23 protein-coding genes are annotated in these 22777 nt (G+C 61.1%); 12 read left to right on the forward strand and 11 right to left on the reverse strand.

Features of this window, described 5'->3' with window-relative positions; all coding sequences use genetic code 11:
* The first annotated feature begins 71 nt into the window (after positions 1–71).
* Entirely contained in the window at positions 72–998 is a 927-nt protein-coding gene (hypT, locus tag L1P05_RS04525) for a hypochlorite stress DNA-binding transcriptional regulator HypT (RefSeq protein ID WP_012847784.1), read from the forward strand.
* Between the two features lie 42 nt (positions 999–1040).
* Here the strand turns inward: hypT and L1P05_RS04530 are convergent, their stop codons facing one another.
* Both L1P05_RS04530 and cuyB read right to left on the reverse strand, forming a co-directional pair.
* Positions 1041–2342: an anaerobic C4-dicarboxylate transporter gene (locus L1P05_RS04530; protein WP_012847785.1), complete on the reverse strand. Its 1302-nt coding sequence runs from the start codon at positions 2340–2342 to the stop codon at positions 1041–1043.
* Positions 2343–2418: 76 nt separating this feature from the next.
* On the reverse strand, positions 2419–3138 hold the full coding sequence (gene cuyB / locus L1P05_RS04535; protein WP_012847786.1) for a cysteate racemase: 720 nt from the start codon (positions 3136–3138) through the stop codon (positions 2419–2421).
* Between the two features lie 457 nt (positions 3139–3595).
* On the opposite strand from cuyB, the gene L1P05_RS04540 reads away from it, so the two are divergent.
* The 5 genes from L1P05_RS04540 (at position 3596) to L1P05_RS04560 (ending at position 6946) form a co-directional block, all read left to right on the forward strand.
* The gene (locus L1P05_RS04540) at positions 3596–3841 is read left to right on the forward strand and encodes a DinI-like family protein (protein WP_012847788.1); all 246 of its coding nucleotides are present in this window, start codon (positions 3596–3598) and stop codon (positions 3839–3841) included.
* A 230-nt stretch (positions 3842–4071) separates the two neighbouring features.
* Positions 4072–4818: a molybdate ABC transporter substrate-binding protein gene (gene modA / locus L1P05_RS04545; protein WP_041692493.1), complete on the forward strand. Its 747-nt coding sequence runs from the start codon at positions 4072–4074 to the stop codon at positions 4816–4818.
* A 6-nt stretch (positions 4819–4824) separates the two neighbouring features.
* Positions 4825–5613: an ABC transporter permease gene (locus L1P05_RS04550; RefSeq protein ID WP_012847790.1), complete on the forward strand. Its 789-nt coding sequence runs from the start codon at positions 4825–4827 to the stop codon at positions 5611–5613.
* Positions 5600–6220, forward strand: coding sequence for an ABC transporter ATP-binding protein (locus L1P05_RS04555; protein ID WP_012847791.1), 621 nt, complete (start codon positions 5600–5602; stop codon positions 6218–6220). The genes L1P05_RS04550 and L1P05_RS04555 overlap by 14 nt, the downstream gene beginning before the upstream one ends.
* An 81-nt stretch (positions 6221–6301) precedes the next feature.
* Entirely contained in the window at positions 6302–6946 is a 645-nt protein-coding gene (locus tag L1P05_RS04560; protein WP_034168422.1) for a YoaK family protein, read from the forward strand.
* A gap of 12 nt (positions 6947–6958) precedes the next feature.
* On the opposite strand, the gene L1P05_RS04565 is transcribed toward L1P05_RS04560, so the two are convergent.
* The 5 genes from L1P05_RS04565 to L1P05_RS04585 form a co-directional block, all read right to left on the reverse strand.
* A complete protein-coding gene (locus tag L1P05_RS04565) occupies positions 6959–7849 on the reverse strand; it encodes a dihydrodipicolinate synthase family protein (protein WP_012847793.1) in 891 nt (296 codons plus the stop codon).
* 170 nt (positions 7850–8019) lie between these two features.
* Positions 8020–8910 carry a MurR/RpiR family transcriptional regulator gene (locus L1P05_RS04570; protein WP_012847794.1) on the reverse strand — a complete coding sequence of 297 codons (891 nt, stop codon included), beginning with the start codon at positions 8908–8910 and terminating at the stop codon, positions 8020–8022.
* A 143-nt stretch (positions 8911–9053) separates the two neighbouring features.
* Positions 9054–10535: a sodium:solute symporter family protein gene (locus tag L1P05_RS04575; protein ID WP_012847795.1), complete on the reverse strand. Its 1482-nt coding sequence runs from the start codon at positions 10533–10535 to the stop codon at positions 9054–9056.
* A 357-nt stretch (positions 10536–10892) separates the two neighbouring features.
* Positions 10893–11588, reverse strand: a complete 696-nt coding sequence (locus tag L1P05_RS04580) for an oligogalacturonate-specific porin KdgM family protein (RefSeq protein WP_012847796.1) — start codon at positions 11586–11588, stop codon at positions 10893–10895.
* A 112-nt stretch (positions 11589–11700) separates the two neighbouring features.
* Complete coding sequence (locus tag L1P05_RS04585; RefSeq protein ID WP_012847797.1) at positions 11701–12858, reverse strand: N-acetylneuraminate epimerase; 1158 nt, start codon at positions 12856–12858, stop codon at positions 11701–11703.
* Positions 12859–13172: 314 nt separating this feature from the next.
* Between L1P05_RS04585 and L1P05_RS04590 the strand changes: the two genes are divergently transcribed.
* Genes L1P05_RS04590 through L1P05_RS04600 form a run of 3 tightly spaced genes read left to right on the forward strand, consistent with a single transcriptional unit; the run spans position 13173 to position 16291 of the window.
* Complete coding sequence (locus L1P05_RS04590; protein ID WP_015461094.1) at positions 13173–13412, forward strand: DUF1656 domain-containing protein; 240 nt, start codon at positions 13173–13175, stop codon at positions 13410–13412.
* A gap of 6 nt (positions 13413–13418) precedes the next feature.
* Positions 13419–14276: an efflux RND transporter periplasmic adaptor subunit gene (locus L1P05_RS04595; RefSeq protein WP_012847800.1), complete on the forward strand. Its 858-nt coding sequence runs from the start codon at positions 13419–13421 to the stop codon at positions 14274–14276.
* 14 nt (positions 14277–14290) lie between these two features.
* Positions 14291–16291, forward strand: coding sequence for an FUSC family protein (locus L1P05_RS04600; protein WP_012847801.1), 2001 nt, complete (start codon positions 14291–14293; stop codon positions 16289–16291).
* On the opposite strand, the gene L1P05_RS04605 is transcribed toward L1P05_RS04600, so the two are convergent.
* Positions 16288–16602: a hypothetical protein gene (locus L1P05_RS04605; RefSeq protein ID WP_012847802.1), complete on the reverse strand. Its 315-nt coding sequence runs from the start codon at positions 16600–16602 to the stop codon at positions 16288–16290. The two genes, L1P05_RS04600 and L1P05_RS04605, sit on opposite strands and share 4 nt — an antisense overlap.
* Positions 16603–17209: 607 nt before the next feature.
* Here L1P05_RS04605 and yjjG point away from each other — a divergent pair.
* On the forward strand, positions 17210–17884 hold the full coding sequence (yjjG, locus tag L1P05_RS04610) for a pyrimidine 5'-nucleotidase (RefSeq protein ID WP_012847804.1): 675 nt from the start codon (positions 17210–17212) through the stop codon (positions 17882–17884).
* A 216-nt stretch (positions 17885–18100) separates the two neighbouring features.
* On the opposite strand, the gene L1P05_RS04615 is transcribed toward yjjG, so the two are convergent.
* Positions 18101–18304, reverse strand: coding sequence for a hypothetical protein (locus tag L1P05_RS04615; protein WP_005296746.1), 204 nt, complete (start codon positions 18302–18304; stop codon positions 18101–18103).
* Between the two features lie 176 nt (positions 18305–18480).
* On the opposite strand from L1P05_RS04615, the gene L1P05_RS04620 reads away from it, so the two are divergent.
* Both L1P05_RS04620 and L1P05_RS04625 read left to right on the forward strand, forming a co-directional pair.
* Positions 18481–18768: a DUF2623 family protein gene (locus L1P05_RS04620; RefSeq protein WP_012847805.1), complete on the forward strand. Its 288-nt coding sequence runs from the start codon at positions 18481–18483 to the stop codon at positions 18766–18768.
* A gap of 103 nt (positions 18769–18871) precedes the next feature.
* Complete coding sequence (locus L1P05_RS04625) at positions 18872–19300, forward strand: TOBE domain-containing protein (RefSeq protein ID WP_012847806.1); 429 nt, start codon at positions 18872–18874, stop codon at positions 19298–19300.
* A gap of 112 nt (positions 19301–19412) precedes the next feature.
* On the opposite strand, the gene L1P05_RS04630 is transcribed toward L1P05_RS04625, so the two are convergent.
* Positions 19413–20780 (reverse strand): APC family permease, encoded by a 1368-nt coding sequence (locus tag L1P05_RS04630; RefSeq protein WP_012847807.1) that lies wholly within the window; start codon positions 20778–20780, stop codon positions 19413–19415.
* Between the two features lie 611 nt (positions 20781–21391).
* Positions 21392–22744 carry a molecular chaperone gene (gene yegD / locus L1P05_RS04635; protein ID WP_012847809.1) on the reverse strand — a complete coding sequence of 451 codons (1353 nt, stop codon included), beginning with the start codon at positions 22742–22744 and terminating at the stop codon, positions 21392–21394.
* Positions 22745–22777 lie beyond the last annotated feature (33 nt).

Below are 22777 nucleotides of genomic sequence, written 5' to 3' on the forward strand. Positions count from 1 at the left end.
TCGGCGCAGGTTTCGGGGCCGGCGCGCGCGGCGCGGCGGCGGAGCAATCGCGATGGCGGCGGGGAAAGGGCATGGAGCGGGTCGGCAATGGGCAGGGGCATAATATTGAAACCAAATGGCTGTACGATTTTTTAACGCTGGAGGGGTGTCGCAATTTTTCCCAGGCCGCCATGCGGCGCAATGTCTCCCAGTCTGCGTTTAGCCGCCGTATTCAGTCGCTGGAGCAGGCCTGCGGCGTCGTGCTGTTTGACCGCAGCATATCGCCGCTGCAGCTGACCGAGCAGGGGAAAATTTTTCATTCGCAGGTGCGCAGCCTGCTGCAGCAGCTGGAGAGCAATCTGGCCGAACTGCGATCGGGGGGGGATCCGGCCCAGCAGCGGATCGCGATTGCGGCGGCCCACTCCCTGTCGCTGGGGCTGCTGCCCTCGCTGGTGAAGCAGCTGCCGGCGCCGTTCAGCTATACGGTCGAGGCCATCGACGTGGACCGGGCCGTCGATACGCTGCGCGAGGGAAAGAGCGACTTTATCTTTTCCTATCATGACGATAATCTGCTTCAGACGCCGTTTGCTCACATTCATCTCTTCTCCTCTCAGCTGTTTCCGGTGTGCGCCGCCGATCGGGATGGTCAGCCGCTGTACCGGCTGGATCAGGCCGAGGCACCGCTGCTGAATTACACCGCCAACTCCTACATGGGGCGGCAGGTTAACCGGGTGCTGGCGCGCGATACGTCGCTGAATTTTCGTACCGTCTTCGTCTCGTCGATGAGTGAGCTGCTAAAGCAGGTGGCGCTGGATGGCTCGGGGATCGCCTGGCTGCCGGGCTACGGCATTCGTCAGGAGCTGGCGCAGGGGCGTCTGGTAGCCCTCGACAGTCAGGCCCTGCTGATCCCGATCGATGCCTATGCCTACCGCCTGGATACCCGGATGAGTCAGAGCATGGAGCGTTTCTGGCAGCTTCTGGGCGAGCTGTTCAGCGCCAGGGCGGGGGAGATGGAATAGCTCCGCCCTGGGGCGGAGCAGGTGCAGCGTAGCGGGGCGTACTCAGACCACCAGCGGCGCGATGAGGAAGCCGAAGGCGACGCCCGCGGCGATCCCCCCCAGCCCCGGCAGCATAAAGGGATGGTTGACGATGTACTTACCCACCCGCGTGGAGCCGGTGGTGTCAAACTCCATCGCCGCCAGCGAGGTCGGATAGGTCGGCAGCACGAAGACGCCGGTGACGGCGACATAGGATGCCAGTATGGCCCAAATGGGAACGTCGAGCGCGATGGCCAGCGGAATGATCAGCGGCGTGGTGGCGCCCTGCGAATAGAGCAGCGCACAGGTCAGAAACAGCACCAGCGCCAGCAGCATCGGGTAGGCGCGCAGGACGTCGCCGGCGATGAACTTGATCTGATCCATATGGGCGTCGACAAAGGTGGTGCCCAGCGTCACGATCCCCAGGATCACCGCCAGCGAGCTCATGCCGGAGCGAAACGTGGGCGTCATCACTATCGCATCGCCGTTGGTTTTACACAGCGGCACCATAAGGCAGGTGCAGGAGAGCATGCAGATGATGATGATATCGCGGGTGCCCATCGGTTTGCCGATATCAAAGCCGGGACGCAGCTGCGGGAAGGCCGCCAGGATCACGATGGCGACGGTCGCCAGCAGAAACAGGGCGACGGCGCGCTTGGCCTGCGGCGTATCGACGTTCTGCTTCTCCTGGTATTTGCTGACCAGCCCTTTCTGCAGACGCGCCAGGTACACCTCGTCATCCTGCAGTTCACACCCCTGGCGCGAGGCGATCAGCGCGGCGACCATCGCGGCGACGAACGAGGCGGGCAGACAGATCGCCATCACCTGAATAAAGGTGATGCCATTCCCCTCCATGATGGTCAGCATGGCGGCCATGGCGGCGCTGATCGGGGAGCCGGAGATGGCGATCTGCGAGGCGACGACGGAGCCGGCCAGGGTGCGCGAGGGGCGGATACCGGAGTCTTTGGCGACCTCGGCAATGACCGGCAGCGTGGAGAACACGATGAAGCCGGTGCCGGCCATAATGGTCATGGACCAGGTGATGATAGGCGCGATGATATTGATATAGCGCGGATTACGGCGCATGAAGGTGCCAGCCAGGCGCACCAGATAGTCCATTCCCCCCGCGGCCTGCAGCGCCGAGGCGGCAACGACAACGGTCATAATAATCAGGATCACGTCTACCGGCGCAGAGCCGATGGGCAGGCCAAGGCCAAGGGTCAGGATGGCCAGCCCCAGCCCGCCGCACAGGCCGATGCCGATCCCCCCCATGCGGATCCCAAAGAAGATTGCGCCCAGAACAACGATGATTTCTAGCCATACCATAAAGGCCTCCAGAGGCAGTGCAATGCCGTTTAGCGGTAAGAGTGAAGAAGAGGGCGGCGGCCGCCGCCGATGCGGGTTATTGCGTCAGGAGGTCGGTTTTTCCGACGCGTTTTTCATACCAGCGGATGCCGGCCCGCACCAGCGCACCCGTCGATTCGATATAGCGTTCCGGCTGCGCCCTTTGCGCTTCGGCCAGGATCACCGGTACCTCGGTACAGCCCAGTACGATGATCTGCGCCCCGCGGGCGAACAGCGCGTCGGCCTGCCGCTCCATGAGCCTGCGGGCATGCTCGGCATCGCCGGCCTTGAGGGCGTAGATGCTTTCCATTACCTGCTCCTGCCCCTCGCGATCGGGGGCGATGCAGCGCAGGCCGTGCGCCTCGATGGCCTGCTGATACAGACCCATATACAGCGTGGCGTTGGTGGCCAGCAGGCCGATGTGGTGCTGCCCGCTGGCGCACACCTCGTTCAGGGTCGCCTCGACGATGTTGAGCAGTTCGACGTGACAGGACTGGCGCAGCTCATCAAACCAAAAGTGGGCGGTATTACAGGGGATCACGATGCACTCGGCGCCGGCCTGCTCCAGGCGCTGTAAATAGTCGCGCATCGCCGGCAGCGGTGAGTGGCCCTCCTGCATCAGCGCGGCGGTTCTGTCTGGGATATCCGGAATGGAGGAGATCAGCAGCGGAATATGCTGCTGATCGCTGCTCGCGCTGGTAAAAGTGACGAACTTATTGAACATATCTACGGTGGCGGCTGGCCCCATGCCGCCCAATACGCCAATTAACCCTTTCACGCTGTTTCCCCCGATTGACTGAGTACGCTCTCCACGACCAGGGCGTGCCGGGGCACGTCATGGCGTCTTGACTGCATGCTAGGCGGCAAAGCGCCCTCGGTGGAAATGCAATAAAGCGCGGATTAATGCAAATTACGCATATTGTGGTATGCCAATGATGGTGTAATAGGGGGCTTGTTCCTATCAATATGCGGTTTTAATAGGATTTTATTGCTTAATGGGGCGCGGGGGTGCCATGCGAAAAAGGGTTGATATATGCAAATAGTGCATAATTTACGTGCCCTATGCGGGGGCCGTCGCCGGGGCGCGATCGCTGCGCCGCGGCGGACGCGATAGCGGAGAACGGCATAAAATAATGCTTATGGCTCAGCAGGATGAATGCGTTGCATTGTCTTAGGCGAGCTCTTACACTCATGACGGTCCGTTTACCATCCGCCCTTAATGTGAGGAGTCTGTCATGGATATTAAAATCAGTATCGCTGATACCAGCATTGCACACCTTTCCGCCACGGAGTATGACGCCTACGTTGCAGAGCTGGGAGCGCGGGTGAAAGAGGTTTACCCGGAGAGCAGTCTGCTGATCGTGCATGACGGCGATGAAACGACGTTCACGGCAGAGGGCTTTCACGATAATGAGGAAGTGCGTATCGTGCTCCATGAGCTGCAGCAGGATGTGCTGCAGCACGGCCACTGGCGCAGCTGATCGCCCGCGTGATCTCGTAGGGAGCGGCGCTATCGCTCCCAGCGCTGCCGCGCAGCGCCCCCCATCCCCCTCCACTGACCGTCGCCAGGTCGCTCCCATCCGCCCCCTAGCACCTCTCCCAAAATAAAAAGACCGAGTGCGATCACGTTGCCCGCCTTTGGCCGTTGTCGGGCTATCGTAATATATTTATATATATAACGATTGGTGCGACCGAGGATGATGGAGTGAACATGAAGTGGAGTGCGGGGTTAGGGATAGCGTTGCTGTGGGGCTGGGGGGCACTGGCCGCCGCGGCAGAGCTGCATCTGTACGCCGGCGCCGGCCTGCGGGAGCCGGTAGAGGCGGTGGTCAGCGCCTTTGAAAAGCAGAGTGGCCACCGGGTGATGGTGGAGTACGGCGGCTCGGGACAGCTGCTGACGCGAATTAACCTGACGCACGCCGGCGATCTGTTTCTGCCCGGTTCGGCCGACTATGTCGAGCGCCTGCGCGCTCAGGGGCGGGTGAGTTTCTCTGCGCCGCTGGTGCTGCATACGCCGGTGATGGTGGTGCGACGGGATACCGGCGCCCAGGTGGAGACGCTGGCGCAGCTGGCGCAAAGCCCGCTGAGGATCGGGATGGGCGATCCGCACGCCATCGCGCTGGGACGCAGCGGCGATGCGCTGCTGGAGGCCAGCGGATACGGTCAGGCGCTGCGCAGCAGGGTGGTGGTTCAGGCGACGACGATTAAACAGCTGCTGCTGTATGTGCTCAACGGCGACGTGGATGCCGCGGTGATCGGCCGGGCGGATGCCATGCGCCACCGCGATCGGCTGCGCCTACTGCCGACGCCGCCCGGGGTGCCGCAGGAGGTGGCGACGATAGCGGTGCTGCAGGGTAGCGATCAGGCTGCGGCGGCACGGGCGCTGGCGGAGTATTTCGCCTCGCCCCAGGGGATCCGCGCGTTTACCGATCGCGGCTATTTGCCGCTGGCGAAGTAGCGTCCGGTGCGCGCGCTGGCGCTGCTGCCCCTGCTGCTGTTGCTGGCGCTGATCGTCGGTTCGCTGGCCGCTCTGCTGGGGCAGATCGATATTGCCATGCTGGCGGCGCTGCTGCGCGATCCGGAGATCCGTTTCGCGCTGGGGCTCTCCCTGTCGACGGCGCTGCTGTCGCTGGCGCTGGCCTGCCTGATTGCGCTGCCGGCGGCCTGGGCGATGGTGCGGGTCCCGCTGCCGGGAAAACGCTGGCTTAATCTGCTGCTCGATTTGCCGATGGTGACGCCGCCGCTGGTGACCGGCATCGGCCTGCTGCTGCTGCTGGGACATCAGGGGCCGCTGGGGGGCTGGTTGCCTGGACTGGCGCAGCGGCTCTTTTCCCCGCTGGGGATCGTCATCGCCCAGACCTATGTTGCCACGGCCATTTTGCTGCGCAGCGCCGGCGCCGCCTTGGCCAGCATCGATCGCGCCTGGCTGGAGACCGCCCATAATCTGGGGCTGGCGCCGCTGGCGACCTTTCTGCTGGTGGAGATCCCGCTGGTGTGGCGCGCCCTGGTCAGCGGGGCGGTGCTGGCCCTGTCGCGGGCGCTGGGGGAGTTTGGCGCCACGCTGATGCTGGCGGGCGCGACGCGGATGAAAACGGAGACCCTGCCGATCGCCGTGTATCTGAATATCGCCGGCGGCGACTTCTCTGCCGCGGTCGGCTGTGCCCTGCTGTTGATCCTGCTGGCGTTTGCCCTGCTGCTGCTGCTGCACGGCGTGCGCCCGCCGAAGGAAAAGGGAAAATATGCTGCATATTGATGCGCTGCACTGCGCGATCCTGCGCGGCGTCAGCCTGTCCGCCGCCGCCGCGGGCTGTACCGCCGTCTGCGGAGCCTCTGGCAGCGGCAAGACCACCCTGCTGCGGGCGGTCGCCGGCCATCTGCCGTACCGGGGCAGCGTGCGTGTGGCGGGGCGTCCTATCGATGGGCTGCCGCCCTGGCGTCGCCCCTGCCGCCACCTGAATCAGCGGCTGTATCTGTTTCCGTTTCTCAGCGTAGAGCAAAATTTGGCGCTGGCGCAGTTTGCGGCCGGACGGCCGCGCTGCGCAGCGGATCGCCTGTCGCTGCTCCGGGAGCTGGAGGTGGATCATCTGGCGCAGCGCTATCCCCAGCAGCTGTCCGGCGGCGAGCAGCAGCGGGTCGCGCTGGCGCGTGCCCTGGTGAGCGCTCCGCCGCTGCTGCTATTGGATGAACCCTTCTCCAGCCTGGACTGGCCCCTGCGTCGGCGGCTGTGGGGCTGCCTGCGTCGGGTGCAGCGACAGCGTGCCATGACGCTGCTGCTGGTCAGCCACGAGCCGCGCGAGGTCGACGCCCTGGCCGATGCCTGCTATCAGCTACAGGCGGGGCAGCTGCGGCAGCTGACCTAGCGCGTTCGCGATGGCGTCCGGACGCCGATCGGCTATGCTGTGGACGGTGTGGACGGTGTGGACGGTCTGCGGGAGAGCGGGATGGATAATCGGATTCGGGTATTGCTGCTGCTGACGCTGGTCGGCGGGTTTGCCGATGCGGGCGCGTTTGTCCTGCTGGGCACCTTTACCGGCCATATCACCGGGAATGCGGTGCTGGCGATGATCTACCTGGCGCAGGGGCGCTGGCTGACGCTGGGCTACTGCGCCGTGGCGCTGGTCTGCTTCCTGCTGGGCACCTATTGGGGGAGTCGCTGGCGCCTGCGCCGGATGACGGACAGCGATACGCGGCGCATTGCGCCGCTGCTGTCGCTGCAGCTACTGCTGATGCTGTCGGGGGTGGGACTCTGGCGCTGGGGCTGTCCCAGCGGCTTTATTCTGCTGCAGGCGCTGGCGTTGGGGCTGCAGAACGGCGTGATCCAGAGCCTGCATACCACCAAGGTACACTCGACCTACATCACCGGGATGTCGACGTCGCTGATCAATAGCCTGGCGGCGGGGCGGACGGCGCCGGATCGCCCGGCCCGGGCGACGCTGCTCTGCGGAATTCTGGGGTTTGTCGGCGGCGCATTGCTGGGGGGAACGCTGACCGACCGCTTTGGCGCGGTCGGTTTTATCGCGGTGTGTATACCGCTGCTGGCGGCCACCCTACTGAGCCGACGCCTCGGCGGGGCGCCGGAGGGCTGACGACGCGGTGCTTTACAGGAACTCGGCGGCGCGGAATTTGGCCAGCGCATCGGCCTTTTGCTGGGCCGTCATCGGGCGCAGCGGGCGACGCGGATCGCCGACGTCGATACCGTGCAGCTGCATGGCGACCTTGCCCGCGGCGACGCCGCCGTATTCGACCAGAACTCGGATGATGGCGATCACCTTATCCATGCAGCGGGCGACATCCTGCATATCGCCGCGGCGGAAGCTCTCCATCAGGCGCAGATAGAGCGGCGCGGCGTAGTTATAGGTGCTGCCGACCGCGCTGGTGGCGCCACAGGCAAGCCCGGCGGGCATAAACTCATCGACGCCGAACGGAATATCGAAGCGGCCGTTCTCTACCCGCAGGCAGCGCTGGTACTCATACATATCGCTGGCGTTGAACTTCATGCCGCTCAGGTTGGGAATGCGCCCGGAGGCACTTTGCAGGAAGCGCTCCATGTCGATGCTCAGGCCGGACATGCTGGAGTGATAGTAATAAAAACCTTTATCCGGCGCGGCCTCGGCCACCAGGCGGCAGTACTCGACCAGGTCATCTACGCTGCCCGGCTTAAAGAAGCAGGGGCCGATCACGGAGGTCGCCATGATATCCAGGGTGTTGGCATGGCGCGCCAGCGTCACGGCGTCGGCAATGCTCAGCGCGCCGGTATGAACGATCAGATCCAGCTTTCCCTGACTGGCGTCGACCCAGCGTTCGGCGATGCGCATGCGCTCTTCCACCGAACATTGAATACCTTCACCGGTGGTGCCCAAGACATAGGCGCCGGTGACGCCATCGCCGATCAGGTGTTCGGCAATGCGGTCGATGACCGGGTAGTTAACGCTGCCGTCGGCCTTAAACGGGGTATGCGGTGCAGCGATCAAACCGGTTAGCTTTTTCATGCTAGCATCCTTTTGGAGTTATCTTGTTTTTTACTTTGCTTGTATGGAGTTTGGCTCCATTCTAGGGCGTGATACGGCGTGCCGCAACCGTCGTCGCGCGCGACGACGGTAGATTTTCGTCAAACTGTGAGCTTCTGCATTTTTTTGCCCGCCGAGGCGCGGGCGGCCGCTCACGACAGCGATTTAGCGCTCTGCAGCGCGTTCAGCGTCCGCAGCTTTTGCGCGGTAACGCGCTGTGGCTCCGCCTGAACCAGCAGGGTGTACAGCAGATCCAGGACGAACAGCTGGGCGGTCTTGGTGCCGATGGAGTCCCCCTGCAGCTTCCCCTGCTTATTGCCGTTGATCAGGCTGATATCGGCATAACGCATCAGCGCCGAACCCAGATTGTGGGTCAGGGCAATGGTGCGCGCGCCGGCCTCCTGCGCCAGCTTGAGCGCGTGTACCGTCTCCGGCGAGGCGCCGGAGTGGCTGATGGCGATCGCGACGTCCCCCGGCTGCAGCAGCGAGGCTTGCATATACATAAAGTGGTTATTGCTGGTGCCGTTAACCCGATAGCCGATGCGCATCAGCTTGTTTTTCATGTCTTCGGCAGTGATGCCGGAGGAGCCGACGCCGCAGATAAACAGGTAGTTGGCCTGACGAATCGCATCGACCGCCGCCTGTACCTGGGCCATGTCCAGCAGGTTCAGGGTCTCTGACAGGACGCTGTTGATGGCGGACTGCAGCTTGCGGCCAATGGTCGGCACGTCGTCGCTGTCGATGATTTCGGCATCGAGCAGCGGGGTCTCCTCCGCGTCGCTGCGGGCGAGTTCAATCGCCAGGTCCAGCTTGAAATCCTGAAATCCTTTATAGCCGAGGGTGCGGCAAAAGCGGATCACTGTCGCTTCGCCGGACTGCGTGGCCTGAGCGAGCTGGGCGATGGAGAACTGGGTGACCTGCGCCGGGGTGCGCAGGATATAGTCGGCAATCCGTTGAGATACGCGGGTCAGACTGTTCTGCATGGCAGAGAGCGTGTCGAGGATTTTTCCGGGCTGTAAGCGAATCTGCTGAGAGTCCTTCATGAGAGGGCGCCTTGATTGATGAACTGCACCGTCCAGCGGCGCGGCGGCATGGGAATTGGGCTATGGAACGTTAAGCGTAGCAAATAACCACGTTTAAAAAAAGTCAGCCCGGCATGGACCGGGCTGGGAGAGAAGGGGGCGCGTCAGACGCGTTCGCGGTCCAGCGTCACCTGCTTGGCCGGCGCAAACAGCGGAGCGGCGATCACGCCGACCACGACGACCGACATGGCGCCGACGACGCCGTAGAAGAAGAAGTTGAGATCGGAGGCGTAGCGCGTCAGCAGCACGGCGACGATGCTGACCAGGATCCCGCAGAAGGCGCTGCCGGCGTTGGCGCGCTTAAAGAAGATCCCCAGCATAAACAGGCCGGTCATGGGGCCACCCATCAGGCCGATCAGGCTGTTGAAGGCATCCCAAATCTCTGATTCATTAGAGAGCACCAGCCAAATGGTGGCCAGGCTGCTCAACAGGCCGGCGAGGATAATCACCAGACGGGCGATCTTCATCTTCTGCGGCGCGCTGCGCTCCTGACGGCTGAGCCGCACATAGATATCGGAGTTAAAGCAGCTGGAGATGCTGTTCAGGCTGCTGGAGATGCTGGACTGGGCCGCCGCGAAAATGGCCGCGATGATCAGTCCGGCGATGCCGCTGGGCATTTCGGTGACCACGAACAGCGGCAGGATCCCGCCGGTGTTAAAGCCCTTCGGCAGCAGCTGCGGGTTCTGCTGATAGTAGACAAACAGCGCGGAGCCGATGGCGAAGAAGAAAATGGGGATAATCGCCACCAGCTTGGCGTTGGTGATCAGCGTCCGCTTGGTCTCCTCGATGGAGTCGGTCACGATGTAGCGCTGGACGACGTCCTGGCTGGCGGTAAATTGCTGAATGTTGGCAAACAGAAAGCCTATCATCAGCACCGGGATGGTACTGTTGGTCCAGCTCCATTGAAACTGGCTGTCCGGGAAGAATTTATCGGCGGCGGCGGTGACGCTGTAGATCTCGCTAATCCCGCCGTTCACCTTCCAACAGATCATGATGAAGATCAGCACGGCGCCGCCGGAGAGCAGCAGCCCCTGGATCACGTCGGTCCAGATAACGCCTTCAATCCCCCCCATCCAGGTGTAGATGATGCACAGAATGCTGATCAGCAGCACCAGAACCACCGGATCGATGGCCAGGAAGGGACGCAGGGCCAGCACGGTCAGGTAGGTGATGATGGCGATGCGGCCGATGTGGAACAGCATGAACGAGAGGCTGGCGAACAGCCGGCTGCGGACGTCGAAGCGCGCCTCCAGATACTCGTAGGCCGAGGTGATTTTCAGCTTACGGAAAAACGGAATGTAGAAGTAAAACACCAGCGGCAGAATGGCGATAGCCAGATACTGGCCGATGATGAATGTCCAGTCCGAGGTATAGGCCTTGGCCGGAATGGACATAAAGGTGATGGAGCTCAGGGTGGTGGCAAAGACGGAGACGCCGGCGGCCCAGCCGGGAACGCGGCCGCCTCCGCGGAAGTAGTCATCCGCCGTTTTCTGGCGCTTGGCAAAGTACACCCCCACCAGCATCATCGCCAGCAGGTAGCCGAACAGGACGGCATAGTTAAGGAATCCGAAGTCATGAATCTGCATGTTTAATTCCTGCCATGGGTAAGGTAAGAGGGAGGGCGCTGACGGCGATAGCCCGGCGGGTGCGCGCGCCGCGGGGGGATACTGGATAGTGCATCACGCCGTCCTCCGTTAGGGTCGTTGCATCGGCTCTGCGTCCTGGGGCAGAGTCGCGCTTGTTGGTGTTTTGCTCCGTTATGATTATTTTTTCGGAGCGTTGCTTCATCAAGCGAAAAAATAGGGAAGTGTGAGGCGTCGCATAATGTGGTACAAAAATCGCTCTCTTATGTCGTGCAGCGCACACTTTCCCATTGATGAATTTAGATATTGCAGCCCGGTCCACGCCGTGAACGGGGCGCGCGGCGGCGCCCCGCAGAGGCGTTAAAAGTTGTACTGAAGCCCGACGCGATAGCGGGTTTGGCGCGCATCGCTGTTGCTGTTGACGGCGACGTTGCCGACTTCGACATAGGGGGTAAAGGACGGGTTTATTCGGTAAGAGAGGGCGACGTTGTGTTCATAATTGGTCTTTTTATTATTATATTTAAGCGCGTCGCTATACATTTGAGTATAATCATATTCAACGCGCCAATCATTAAAGCGATAGCCAAGATAACCATCCAGACGATTCGTCTGTTCGTCATGCGCGCCGTCCTGCGTTTTCCGCGCATAGTCAAAACGGTAACGTCCGGCGATGTAAATACCGCTGTCAAAGCTGTATTGCGCCCTCAGGTAAGGCTTATAGATAGCGATGTCTGTACCGCTCTCAAAAATAATGCCGGGCTGCAGCGTGATATTATCGGATAGCTTATGGCTATAGCTCAGCCCCATTTCAATGGCGTTGCTTACCAGATCGCTTAAAAATTTATCCTGCTCGCTATTCACGCCACCGGATTTTACGCTGGCATCAACGTAAAACCCTACGCCGCTGGCAAAGTTATGAATGACGGCGATACGATCCTTATTAATGCGTGAGGAGTCGGCGTATTCATGGCGAAAGTCGATGGTCGTGGCCTGCACGTTTATTGCAGAGAAAATGAGAGATAGCGCCAGTGGTATAATAGAGTTGGTCTTTTTCATTTGTCATTCCCAGAGATATTGAGTGGTTTTTGATTATTTATAGGTACAGCTCGCCGTAGCCGCGATAGAGAAGATCGCGGCACGGGTAATCGTTATCGACGTCGGCGGCGCATCAGCGCTCGATGATCAGCTTACCGTCGCGCATGCTGAGCGTGATGACCGAATCGACCGCCTTGCCCTGCAGCGTCTCTCCGCCGATCAGGTAGAGGTGCTGGCCATCGCTGACGGAGACGCCATAGCCCAGCGGGACAGGCAGTTCGCCGATGGCCTGCCAGCGTTCGCCCCGCTGGGCATAGATGGCCTGCTGCCAGTGCTTGTTAAGCCCTTGGTGGGCGTAATAGTGCCGCTGGCGGTAGTTGGCCCGGGCCCCGGGGAAGTTGGCGCCGCCCGCCACCAGCAGGGTTCCGTGGCTGTAGCCTGCGTAGGCGCCGGCCAGCCCCTCCTGGATCGGCTCTCCCGGCGGCGGCGGCAGAGCGCCTTCGCCGGTCCAGCGCAGCCGATCGTGGGACCAGGTGGCATAGTGGATCCGATCCGTACGCAGGCCCGGCTTGATCTCGCCGTTGATCAGCGTGATGCGTTCGCCGCTGCGCACCAGCGCCGATCCCGCCGTTCCGGCAAAGGGGGTAACGCCGAGGGATTGCCAGCGTTGGCCGTCGGCGTCAAACAGCAGCGCCTCCCGACTAAAGAAATAATCATCGCTCGGCTTATCAAAGTAGCGCTGAATAATATGGTCAGAGGCTTGCTTATCATCTTTATTTTGATGAAGGTCTCGGAAGTAACCATCAAATATCTGTTTGTTGACGCCGCCTAAAAATAGCCCCTGAGTGCGGTTGAGGGCGACGGCGGCGTGCCCGACAAAGCCACGCGGCGGATGCGCATCTATTTTTTGCCATTGATTATTCTGCGGTATATAGCGATAGGTATCGGTTAATGCTGAGGGCGTTCCATCGTGCTCAGTGGCTTTGCCGCTGCCGCCAAACACGTACAGGCTGTTATTTAATGCTAGCGTCACCGCCTGATCCCGGGCTGTGCCAGGAAATGTGGCAATAGGCTCCCAGCGCTTTTCTTGGGCACTTAAGTCCAATCGATACCAGGATTTATCGGCGCTGCCCAGCCCGATATAAATCGTGTTGTTGAGAATGGCGCCGGTGCCGCCTTTAAACGGCGTTGGCAGTACGGGTAATATCTCCGCATTTCCGGCAGGAATAATCGAGGCAGATAAAATCACGGCGGCCAGAAGACGGACGACTGGCTGCGTTAACCCAGACATATAAGCTCCTTGCGATTAAAGTATCATGGCGCGGTGGCCGTTCTGCCCGCGAGGTGGACGACGGACATGACAGGACGTTGTTGTAGTATTGCTCCATTATAAAATGATCTTTGGAGTTACACTTCAATCTGGTTTTGTGCGAAGTGTGAGAGAGTTCAAAAACGAATTCGTTGCTTTATTGCGCAGCGCCATCGGGCAGCGCATCCAACGGATTTATCGGCACAGAAAAATCATCACCAATTATACTTCGCGTGCTAATATTGGGTTAATGTTATTAGTCTGTCGATGCCGCGCATCGCAATAGACCCCTGGTGATGCTAACGATCATGCCGATCTTCCCGTTTTCCCCCCTGACCGATCTGGTCGTTGGGGCTTCACTGTACTTTCCTCCGCTGTTTAAGGCGGTGGCGCTGGGATTGCCGCTGTGGCTTATCGTTCACCGCCTGCTGCGCGCCCAGATCTACGGCGGCGATATCTGGCATCCCACGCTGCTGGATCTCTCTCTTCTCGTGATATGCATCACCCTGGCGTTTGCCTTGCTAATCTGCGGATAGTCTTCGATGAAACTGCACTCCTTGAAATATTTTTTGAGCGTGATCGTCTGTGCCGTCGCCCTGTGCGCCGGCGGATGGCTGTGGAACTACTACATGCAGTCGCCCTGGACCCGCGACGGTAAGGTCCGCGCCGAGCTGGTCAGCGTGACGCCGGAGGTCTCGGGGCGCATCACCCGCGTGGCGGTACGCGATAATCAGGCGGTGACCCGGGGGCAGCTGCTGTTCACGCTGGATAGCCAGCCGTTCATTATTGCCCGCGATCGGGCCAGCGCGGCGCTGATGCGGGCGCAGAGCGATCTGGACAAGGCGCAGCACGAGGCCGCGCGGCGACGGCGTCTGCCGGCGGATGCCATCTCCGCCGAGTCGCTGGATACCGCCCAGCTGAATGTTAAGGCGATGCAGGCCGCCTATCAGGTCGCCCGCGAGAGCCTGGCGCAGGCCGAGTGGGATCTGGCCCACGTGCGTATCGAGGCGCCGACGGATGGCTTTATCACCAACCTGCGCACCCGGGCCGGCAACTATGCCCACGCCGGTACGCCGCTGGTGGCGCTGATCGATCGCCATTCGTTCTATGTGATGGGGTACTTTGAAGAGACCAAGCTGCGCCATATTCGGGTCGGCGAGCGGGCCGATATCATGCTGTATGACGGCAATACGCCGCTGCAGGGGCGGGTTGAAAGCATTGGGCGCGCCATCGACGATCAGAGCGCCGAGCCGGGCGCCGATATGTTGCTGAACGTGAAGCCCAACGTGCCCTGGGTGCGTCTGGCGCAGCGTGTGCCGGTGCGTATCGCCCTGGACGGCGTGGCGGCGGATACGCTGCTGGTATCGGGAATGACCTGCACCATTACGATTACACCCTAGGGCGGAGTGAAACGATGACGCGCAACGGCGGTCTGTGGCAGCAGCTGCCCTGGGGAAAGGCGACGGCGGGGCAGTGGCGCTACGCGCTGCGCAATACTCTGGCGATGTGTCTGGCGCTGTGGATCGCGTTCGCCCTGGATCTGGATGAGCCCTACTGGGCTTTTACCTCGGCGGCGGTGGTCAGCTTTCCGACGGTGGGCGGGGTGATCGGCAAGAGCATCGGCCGGATTATCGGTAGCCTGCTGGGGGCGCTGGCCTCGATGATGATCGCCGGGCTGTGCCTGAATGAACCCTGGCTGTTTACCTTTTGCATCGCGGGCTGGATAGCGCTGTGCACGTACGTCTCTAACCACTATCAGAACAACCTCGCCTACGCCTTTGCGCTAGCGGGCTATACGGCGGCGATCATCGCGTTTACTACGCCGAACAGCAGCGATACGATGCAAATATTCGATATCGCTCAGGCGCGGGTGTGCGAGGTGATCACCGGCCTGCTGTGCGGCGCGCTGATGATGATGATCATGCCCAATGACTCGGACGGCGCCACGCTGCTGACGTCGCTGCGGCGCATGCATCAGCGCTTGCTGGAGCATGCGCTGATGCTGTGGGCGCCTGCGCCGGGCAGCGATCTACGCACGGCCCATGAGTCGGTGATCCGCGAGATCCTCACCTTGAATCTGCTGCGTATCCAGGCCTTCTGGAGCCACTACCACTTCCGCCGCAATAATCACGTACTCAACTATCTGCTGCACCAGCAGCTGCGCATGACCAGCGCCATCGCCATTGTCCGCCGTATGCGGCAGCACTGGCCTGATGCGCCGCCCGCGCTGGAGGCGGTGCTGACGCAGATCATCGAGGCCCTGCGGCAGCCGGCGTGCGACCCCTACCGTACGGCGCGCCTGCTGGCGTCGCTGTATGCGAGCCCGACGTCACGAGTGCGCCTGCAGGCCTTTGTCCGTCAGGTACAGCGCTTTGTCCGTCTGTACCTCGGCAGCGAGCGCTGGCTGCAGCGGCTGGCCCAGCGCGACAGCGAGAGCGCGGCGCTGACCCCGCCGGCCACGCCGCCGCTGGCGCTGCATACCGATACGCTGGAGGCGGCCTACAATGCGCTGCGAACCTTCTGTACCCTGGTGCTGGGCTGCGCATTCTGGATTGAGACCCAATGGGACAGCGGCGCCTCGGCGCTGGCGATCGCCGCCGTAACCTGCGTGCTGTACTCCGCATCGGCCTCGCCGATGAGCAGCCTGATGACGCTGTTTAAGGCGATGATCATGCTGTCAATCTTCTGCTTTTTGCTGAAGTTTGGCCTGATTATCCAGATAAATGACTTCTGGGTTTTCTGTCTGATCCTGGCGCCGATCCTGTTGACCATGCAGCTGCTGAAGCTGCAAAGCGTTCGCCACGCGGCGCTGTGGGGGCAGATTATCGTATTTATGGGATCGTTTCTGATGGTGACCAATCCGCCGCAGTACGACTATGCCAGCGTGCTGAACGGCAGCATCGCTAAGATCGGCGGCGTGCTGCTGGCCGCGCTGGCGTTTCAGATCCTTCACCCCAGCTCCGATCGGCGTAAAGGCCAGCGTATTATTCGGGCGATGCGTCGGGACTTTGTTGAGCAGCTGGTGGCCCACCCCCGCAGCAGCGAGGCGCAGTATGAATCGCTGATCTATCACCGTATCAGCCAGCTGAACCAAAGCCGGGATGCCTTGGCGCGCCGCTGGCTGCTGCGCTGGGGCATGGTGCTGCTGAACTGTACGCACGTCGTCTGGCAGCTGCGTAACTGGGAGGCGCGCGGCGACCCGCTGGAGCGCGTGCGGGATCTCTGTCTGCAGGGTCTGCATGGCATTATCAGCGAAGAGGGGGTCCAGCAGGCGCACCTGACGCACACGCTGGCGCAGCTGGCGCGCATGAGTGAGCTGCTCGCCGCCCATCCTAACCCCAGCGCCCGCGATCTGGCCGGGGTGATCTGGCGCTTATACTGTGCGCTGAGTCAGCTGCAGATGGCGATGGACTAAGCCAGATATAGCGCGTTGAGGCACGCCTCCTGCCGCTCCTGCGGCAGGAAACAGCGAATAAGCAGCTGCAGATCGGCTTTTTCACCGACAAACATCACCTGTAGACAGGGGGCATCGCTGATGCTGATGCGGTGCAGGGCGCAAAAGTCGCGCATCTCTTCACTGACGCTGAGCAGCGAAACCAGCAGGCGGTAGCGCGGCGGTGGCGGTACATACCGCTGTTTTTCTGCAATTTGATCGATTAGCGAACGCAGACGTGGCCCGCTGTCCGAGCCCGGGTTTCCGGGCGTGTGCCATCTTCGGGTGGCCATAGATCTATCCTGGTATTGACTGTTTTTGTCCTTAAAGGGCCGCGGTATGCCCGTTGTGGTTGGCCTGCCAGCGGCGACAGACGCGTGGCCAGGGGGCATGCAGCGGTCGTGTTCCACATAACATCGCGATAAAAAGAGCATAGCCCAAAAGGGTGCCGGCGCCTGTATAGCAAGATTGCGGCGGCAGCGTCAAGGCGCTTTTCTAAAGAAAACTCTCAATAAAAACAAATGGCTGTAGAAAAACGTTAGGATTTTTCGCACGACCCGCTATCAGGACCGCGATTGCCAGCATGCCGTGCGGGGATGGCGGCGTTTTTTTGGGGGAACGTGTCGATTTAAACGAAATTAGCCCTATTGGCCGCGCGGCGCGAGGGATGTGCCCATCGCGCCGGCATCGGCGGCGTTTTTTCGCGTTGCGTAAGGCGCTCTGCCCATTCTGTGGCACAATAGCCCGCGTTTTTTGCGCCCGGGTACGCGGGTCGCGGGGGGATGCTGCCTGCGTATCGCGTTACACGACGCCGGGCCAGCGCGTTATTTTCATGCCCTCTTCGCCGTCGCATGCCGCGGCGTGGGGCGCGCAGGTGAAGTTGAGTGGAAAGTGAGCGAGATGAAATACAGTTGGATTTTGTTTGATGCGGATGAAACGCTGTTCCGCTTTGATGCCTATCAAGGGCTACGCCTGATGTTTTCCCGCTTTAACGTCGATTTCAGCGTGGAGGATTACCAGGCCTATGAGGCGGTAAATCAGCCGCTGTGGGTGGATTATCAGGAGGGGCGGATCACCTCGCGTCGGCTGCAGGAGGTTCGGTTTGAGGGATGGGCCCAGCGCCTCAATATGACGGCCTGCGCGATTAACGATGCCTTTGTTCAGGCGATGACCGAGATCTGCGAGCCGCTGCCGGGCGCCCGTGAACTGGTGCTCTCCCTGCGGGGGCGGGTGCGGATGGGCATCATCACCAACGGCTTTACCGCCATGCAGAATGAGCGTCTGCAGCGCACTGGCCTGAGCGATGCCTTCGCGACCCTGGTGGTCTCGGAGGAGGTCGGGGTCGCCAAGCCGGACGTGGCGATCTTCGAACATGCCTTTGCCCTGATGGATAATCCCCCGCGTGAGCAGATCCTGATGGTGGGGGATAATCCGCACTCCGATATTCTGGGCGGGATTAATGCCGGTATCGATACCTGCTGGCTGAATACCCGCGATGAGCCGGCTCCGCAGGGGATCACGCCCAGCTACCAGGTCGGATCGCTGCGCGAGCTGCAGCAGATTTTGCTGGCCTGATGGCGCCCGCGGCGCCGTCTCCGGCGGGAGGCGGCGAGCCATGGGGATGCGCGGACGCCGGCGCGGCAATAGGCAATAGCCGATCGCCGTGCGTATGGCGCGGGGAGTCCCAAACGGGGAGGTGTACGAGCAGCCTGCCGAATGATGCCGCAGGTCAGCGAAGCGGGCGCCGCGATGGGTATCGACGGCGTTGTGCGCGGGAAGATAGTGCGGGAGTTAGCGCTGGCGCTGGGATTTGGCCCACTGCACTTTTTGCCAGTCTTCGCAGCAGTCGCTGTCGCAGAAGTTCCCCGTCGGGATCGGTGCGTGACAGTTGTAGCAATACCCGGTAGGCGCCATGCTGGGTTTGTGACGGTTGGCCAGCGCCAGATCGCGTTCCAGTTCTTCCAGCGCGCTGGCGTTGTCAAATTCGTCTGCCATAGAAATACCTCGTGTTGATGGATAGGTGATAGACCGGCGCCGATTATACCGATTTCTGGGCGCAGCGTGGAGTAGCGATAGTAGTATTCTCGGCTCCTTTTCGGGGATGGCATCCGATCCCTCATTCGTTATATATTTAGGTATATAGCGTATGGTCGCGCGGATCGGGGGAGAGTATGGGAAAGAACCACTTTGGCGATGGGGTAATGGACGGCGTAAAGTGCTACGAGCCCTGCGGCGCCGGCGAGATGCAGCGGCGCTGCTTTGACTACCGGCGTGGCTATGTGTGCGGGTTCGCCTACAGCTTTGCCAAGCGTATCGATAATCGCTATATGGCCGCCTGCCGCGCCGGCGAGCTGGCCCGGCTGTATGGCCTGGATCGCGACGCCATCGCCGAGTTTTTTCTCAGCGGCGAGGATAGCCAGCTGCAGCGCTATTACTACACCGGTTATGAACGAATCTGATCCAGATCGTACTCTGCTGCAATGACGGCGCATCGATACCGGTGACTCTGTTAGGCTATATCGACATTCATTATCGGTATTCACGATCGGATAGGAGAAAAAAATGACCGTATCAGCCCGCAATCAGTTGCAGGGAACCGTTTCAGCCTTGGCGGAAGGGGCGGTGAATGATGAGGTTGAGCTGACGCTGAGCGGCGGGGAAAAGCTGGTGGCGGTCGTCACCAGCGCCAGTCGCGACGCCATGGGGCTGGCGCAGGGTAAAGAGGCCATCGCGCTGATCAAGGCGCCGTGGGTGATGTTGGCTTCGGAAACCTGCGGTCTGACGTTTTCGGCGCGCAATCAGTTCCCCTGCGAGGTCATGGCGCTGCAGCATGGGGCGGTGAATACCACCGTCGAGCTGAAGAGCGACAGCGGTCTGACGCTGGTCTCGATCGTGACCAACGAGAGCGCGGACAGCATGGATCTGCGCGCCGGTAGCCGGGTGATTGCGCTGGTGAAAGCCTCCAGCGTGCTGCTGGCGGTGCGCCAGTAGCGCGGCGTTCGCCGCAGATAAAAAAAGCCAGTCAGTTAAGCAACTGACTGGCATTACGCCCCGAGGGGCGTTTTTTTTACGGTTTACGCAATGATGATGAGCGTAAGCGGCTTTACTGTGCGGCCTCTGCATCCTGATACTGTGGCGGCGGCTGACGGAAGCGACGGGTCAGCACGGCCAGATAGCCGAGGCCGATGGCCGCCCATACCAGGCCCAGCGTCATGGAGCTGGCCTCCAGGTTCATCCACAGCACCCCGACGGTTGCCGCGCCGATCAGCGGCAGAATCAGGTAGGAGAAGGTCTCCTTCAGCGTGCGGTTGCGGCGCTCGCGAATATAGAACTGCGAGATAACCGACAGGTTGACGAAGGTAAAGGCCACCAGCGCACCGAAGTTAATCAGCGCGGTTGCCGTGACCAGGTCAAAGGAGACCGCAGACAGCGCGATGGCCCCGACCAGCAGGACGTTAAAGGCCGGCGTACGCCACTTGGGATGAATGTAGCCGAAGAAACGCTCCGGGAACACCCCGTCGCGGCCCATCACGTACATCAGACGGGACACCCCGGCGTGCGCCGCCATCCCGGAGGCCAGCACCGTCACGCAGGAGAAGACCAGGATGATGGACTGGAAGAATTTACCGGCCACGTACAGCATGATCTCCGGCTGCGAGGCATCCGGATCCTTAAAGCGGGAGATATCCGGGAAGTACAGCTGCAGGAAGTAGGAGACCACGATAAAGATGATGCCGCCGATCAGCGCCGTCAGGAAGATGGCCTTCGGGATAACGCGCCCGGCGTCCGGGGTCTCTTCCGACAGGGAGCTGATGCCGTCGAAGCCGAGGAACGAGAAGCAGAGTATGGTGGCCCCGGTGATCATCGGGATCAGGTGGGCATCCTCTGAGACAAACGGACGGCTGCTGAGCAGGGTGCCTGCGCCTTCGCCCTGCGTGATGCCGTGCACCACCAGGCCGAGGAAGATGATCATGATAGCGACCTGCACGATCACGATGCCGGTGTTCAGGTTGGCGACCAGGTTAATGCCGCGCAGGTTGAACAGCGTCATCATGGTGACCAGCGCCATGACGAAAATCCACGACGGGACGCCGGGGAAAATCGCTTCCAGGTAAATTTTGGCCAGCAGGATATTGATCATCGGCATAAACAGATAATCAAGCAGGGAAGACCAGCCCACCATAAAACCGACGTGCGGGCTGATCGCCTTCTGCGCGTAGGTATAGGCCGAGCCGGCGGACGGGAAGCGTTTAACCAGCTTTCCGTAGCTGATCGCCGTAAACAGGATGGCAATCAGCGCAATAGCATAAGAGGTGGCAACGTGACCGTTGGTCAGTCCACTGACGATACCGAAGGTATCAAAGATCGTCATCGGCTGCAGGTACGCCAGGCCCATCATGACCACCTGTACCAGGGTCAGGGTCTTGCGCAGCTGAACGCGGTTTTGTGAAGCGGCGGAATTAGCAGCCATGACGCAGTCCTCCCATGCTCTCGACGTTTTGATTTGATGAAGCGCAAAGCGGAGAGGTCACAGGAAAACTTCGTGTGAAGCGGTATGCAGGATATTCAAAGAGGGGATGGGATAAAGAAGCGCGTGCGGAAAACGGCGCGCCTGCCCCATAGTCGCTGCTGCTGCAGCGCATACCGGTGAAGCCCGGTGCGAAAGCGAATGATTGCCCCATCTAGATTTCCTCAGTCAACATGCGGGGGAGCCGCATAAATAGCTATTATCATGTCCGGTCGAAGGCCGGCCTCAGTCATCTACTTTGATTTTCTGCGATACAAAAAAATAACCGACGTCCATTGGTCTTTACTTAATGACACAACGTAAAACATCGGCTATTCGCAGGGCGCGTATTTTGCCGCACTCAATCGGGGATGACAAGCGATGAATGCGATTTATTAAATTTATTTTTTGTCCGGCGGGGTTCTTATTAACTTGTTGTTTTATATTTAATTTATTTTATTCGATCGCGCTAAAGGTACGGATGGTCGCGTTTAATCGGTTCATCTGAAACAAATTGACATAAAACACCATTAGCGTGGCGGATTTCCGCCGCCGAGATCGGCGGCGGGAAAGGGTTAGCCGTAGCGCCGCTGCGCCGCGCGCGCCAGCCCGGCGGTCACCGAGCCGAAGTCGTCGCCGCCGGCCAGCGGGATGCCGGGCAGCTGCTGCGCCAGGGCGCGACGGATCAGCGGGGATCGGGCGCTGCCGCCGGTCAGATAGATCACGTCCGGCGTGATGGCGCTGACCGCCAGCGCCGCGCTGACCTGCTCCTGAATCCGCGCCAGCGGCTGGGTAATGGCGGCCGCCAGCGCGTCGTCGTGCAGGGTCGTCTCCAGCCCCGACGCAATGAAATCCAGCGCGACGCGGCAGTGGGGCTGCTGCGACAGGGCGATTTTCCCCTCTTCGGCGCAGCGTACCAGCCGGTAGCTCAGGCGATCGCGATAGACCTGCAGCAGGCGCTCTACCTGCTGCGGCTGGCTGGCGTCGCGCACCAGTTCGCGCAGCAGTCGTCCATTGGCCGCGCTGTAAAAGTCACTCTGCGCCGGAACATCGTTGATGGCGACGGCATTCCAGTAGGGCAGCGACGGCAGGGCGATCCCCTTGAGGGTACTGCTGCCGGCGCCCAGCAGCGGCATCAGCTGACGAAAGGCCAGCATGATGTCGAGATCGTTACCGCCGATGCGGCAGCCGCTGTGGCCCAGCAGGCTCTGGCTGCGATCCTGCATGGCGCGCCAGCGCGGCCCCATCAGCAGGACGGAGCAGTCGGTGGTCCCGCCGCCGATATCGACCACCAGCACCCGCCGCTCGTCGCATAGGGTCGCCTCAAAGTCCAGTCCGGCGGCGACCGGCTCGAACTCAAACGTCACCTCGCGCAGTCCGGCGCGGCGCGCGGCGCGCTCCAGTATTCCCTGGGCCTGCGCGTTGGCGTCATCGCCACCGCTGCCCTGAAAGTTGACCGGGCGGCCGATGACGGCCTGGTCGATGGGGCGCTGCAGCGCGGCTTCGCCCCGGCGTCGAATGTGCGCCATCATGGCGCAGACCAAATCTTCAAACAGGGCTATCTGCTGCTCTTTAAGGCCGTTGGCGCCCAGAAATGACTTCGGCGACTTTACAAAGTACACATCCTGCGGGTCGCGGTTGTAGCTGTGCAGCGCCTGTAGGCCAAACTGCAGGCTGTCCGCATCGACGTGAATATCCTCTTCGCGATTGGCGGCGACGGCGCGCTGCAGTAGGCGCTGATTCTCGTCGCTGCCGGTGGGGATGTGCCAGTGCCGGTGTAAGCATTCGCTGACCGCATCGCGCGTCGGTGCGCACAGCATTGACGGAAGGTAGGGTGAATCTTGCTCCAGCGGCAGCATACGGATCTGCTCGCCGTCCATGACCGCCACAGAACAGTTGGCGGTACCATAGTCAAAACCAATATACATCGTTGTTTCCCATGCCGGTGAAGGGCGGCGACT

It is taken from the genome of Edwardsiella piscicida (genome assembly GCF_021733145.1).
In the GTDB taxonomy this organism is placed as follows: domain Bacteria; phylum Pseudomonadota; class Gammaproteobacteria; order Enterobacterales; family Enterobacteriaceae; genus Edwardsiella; species Edwardsiella piscicida.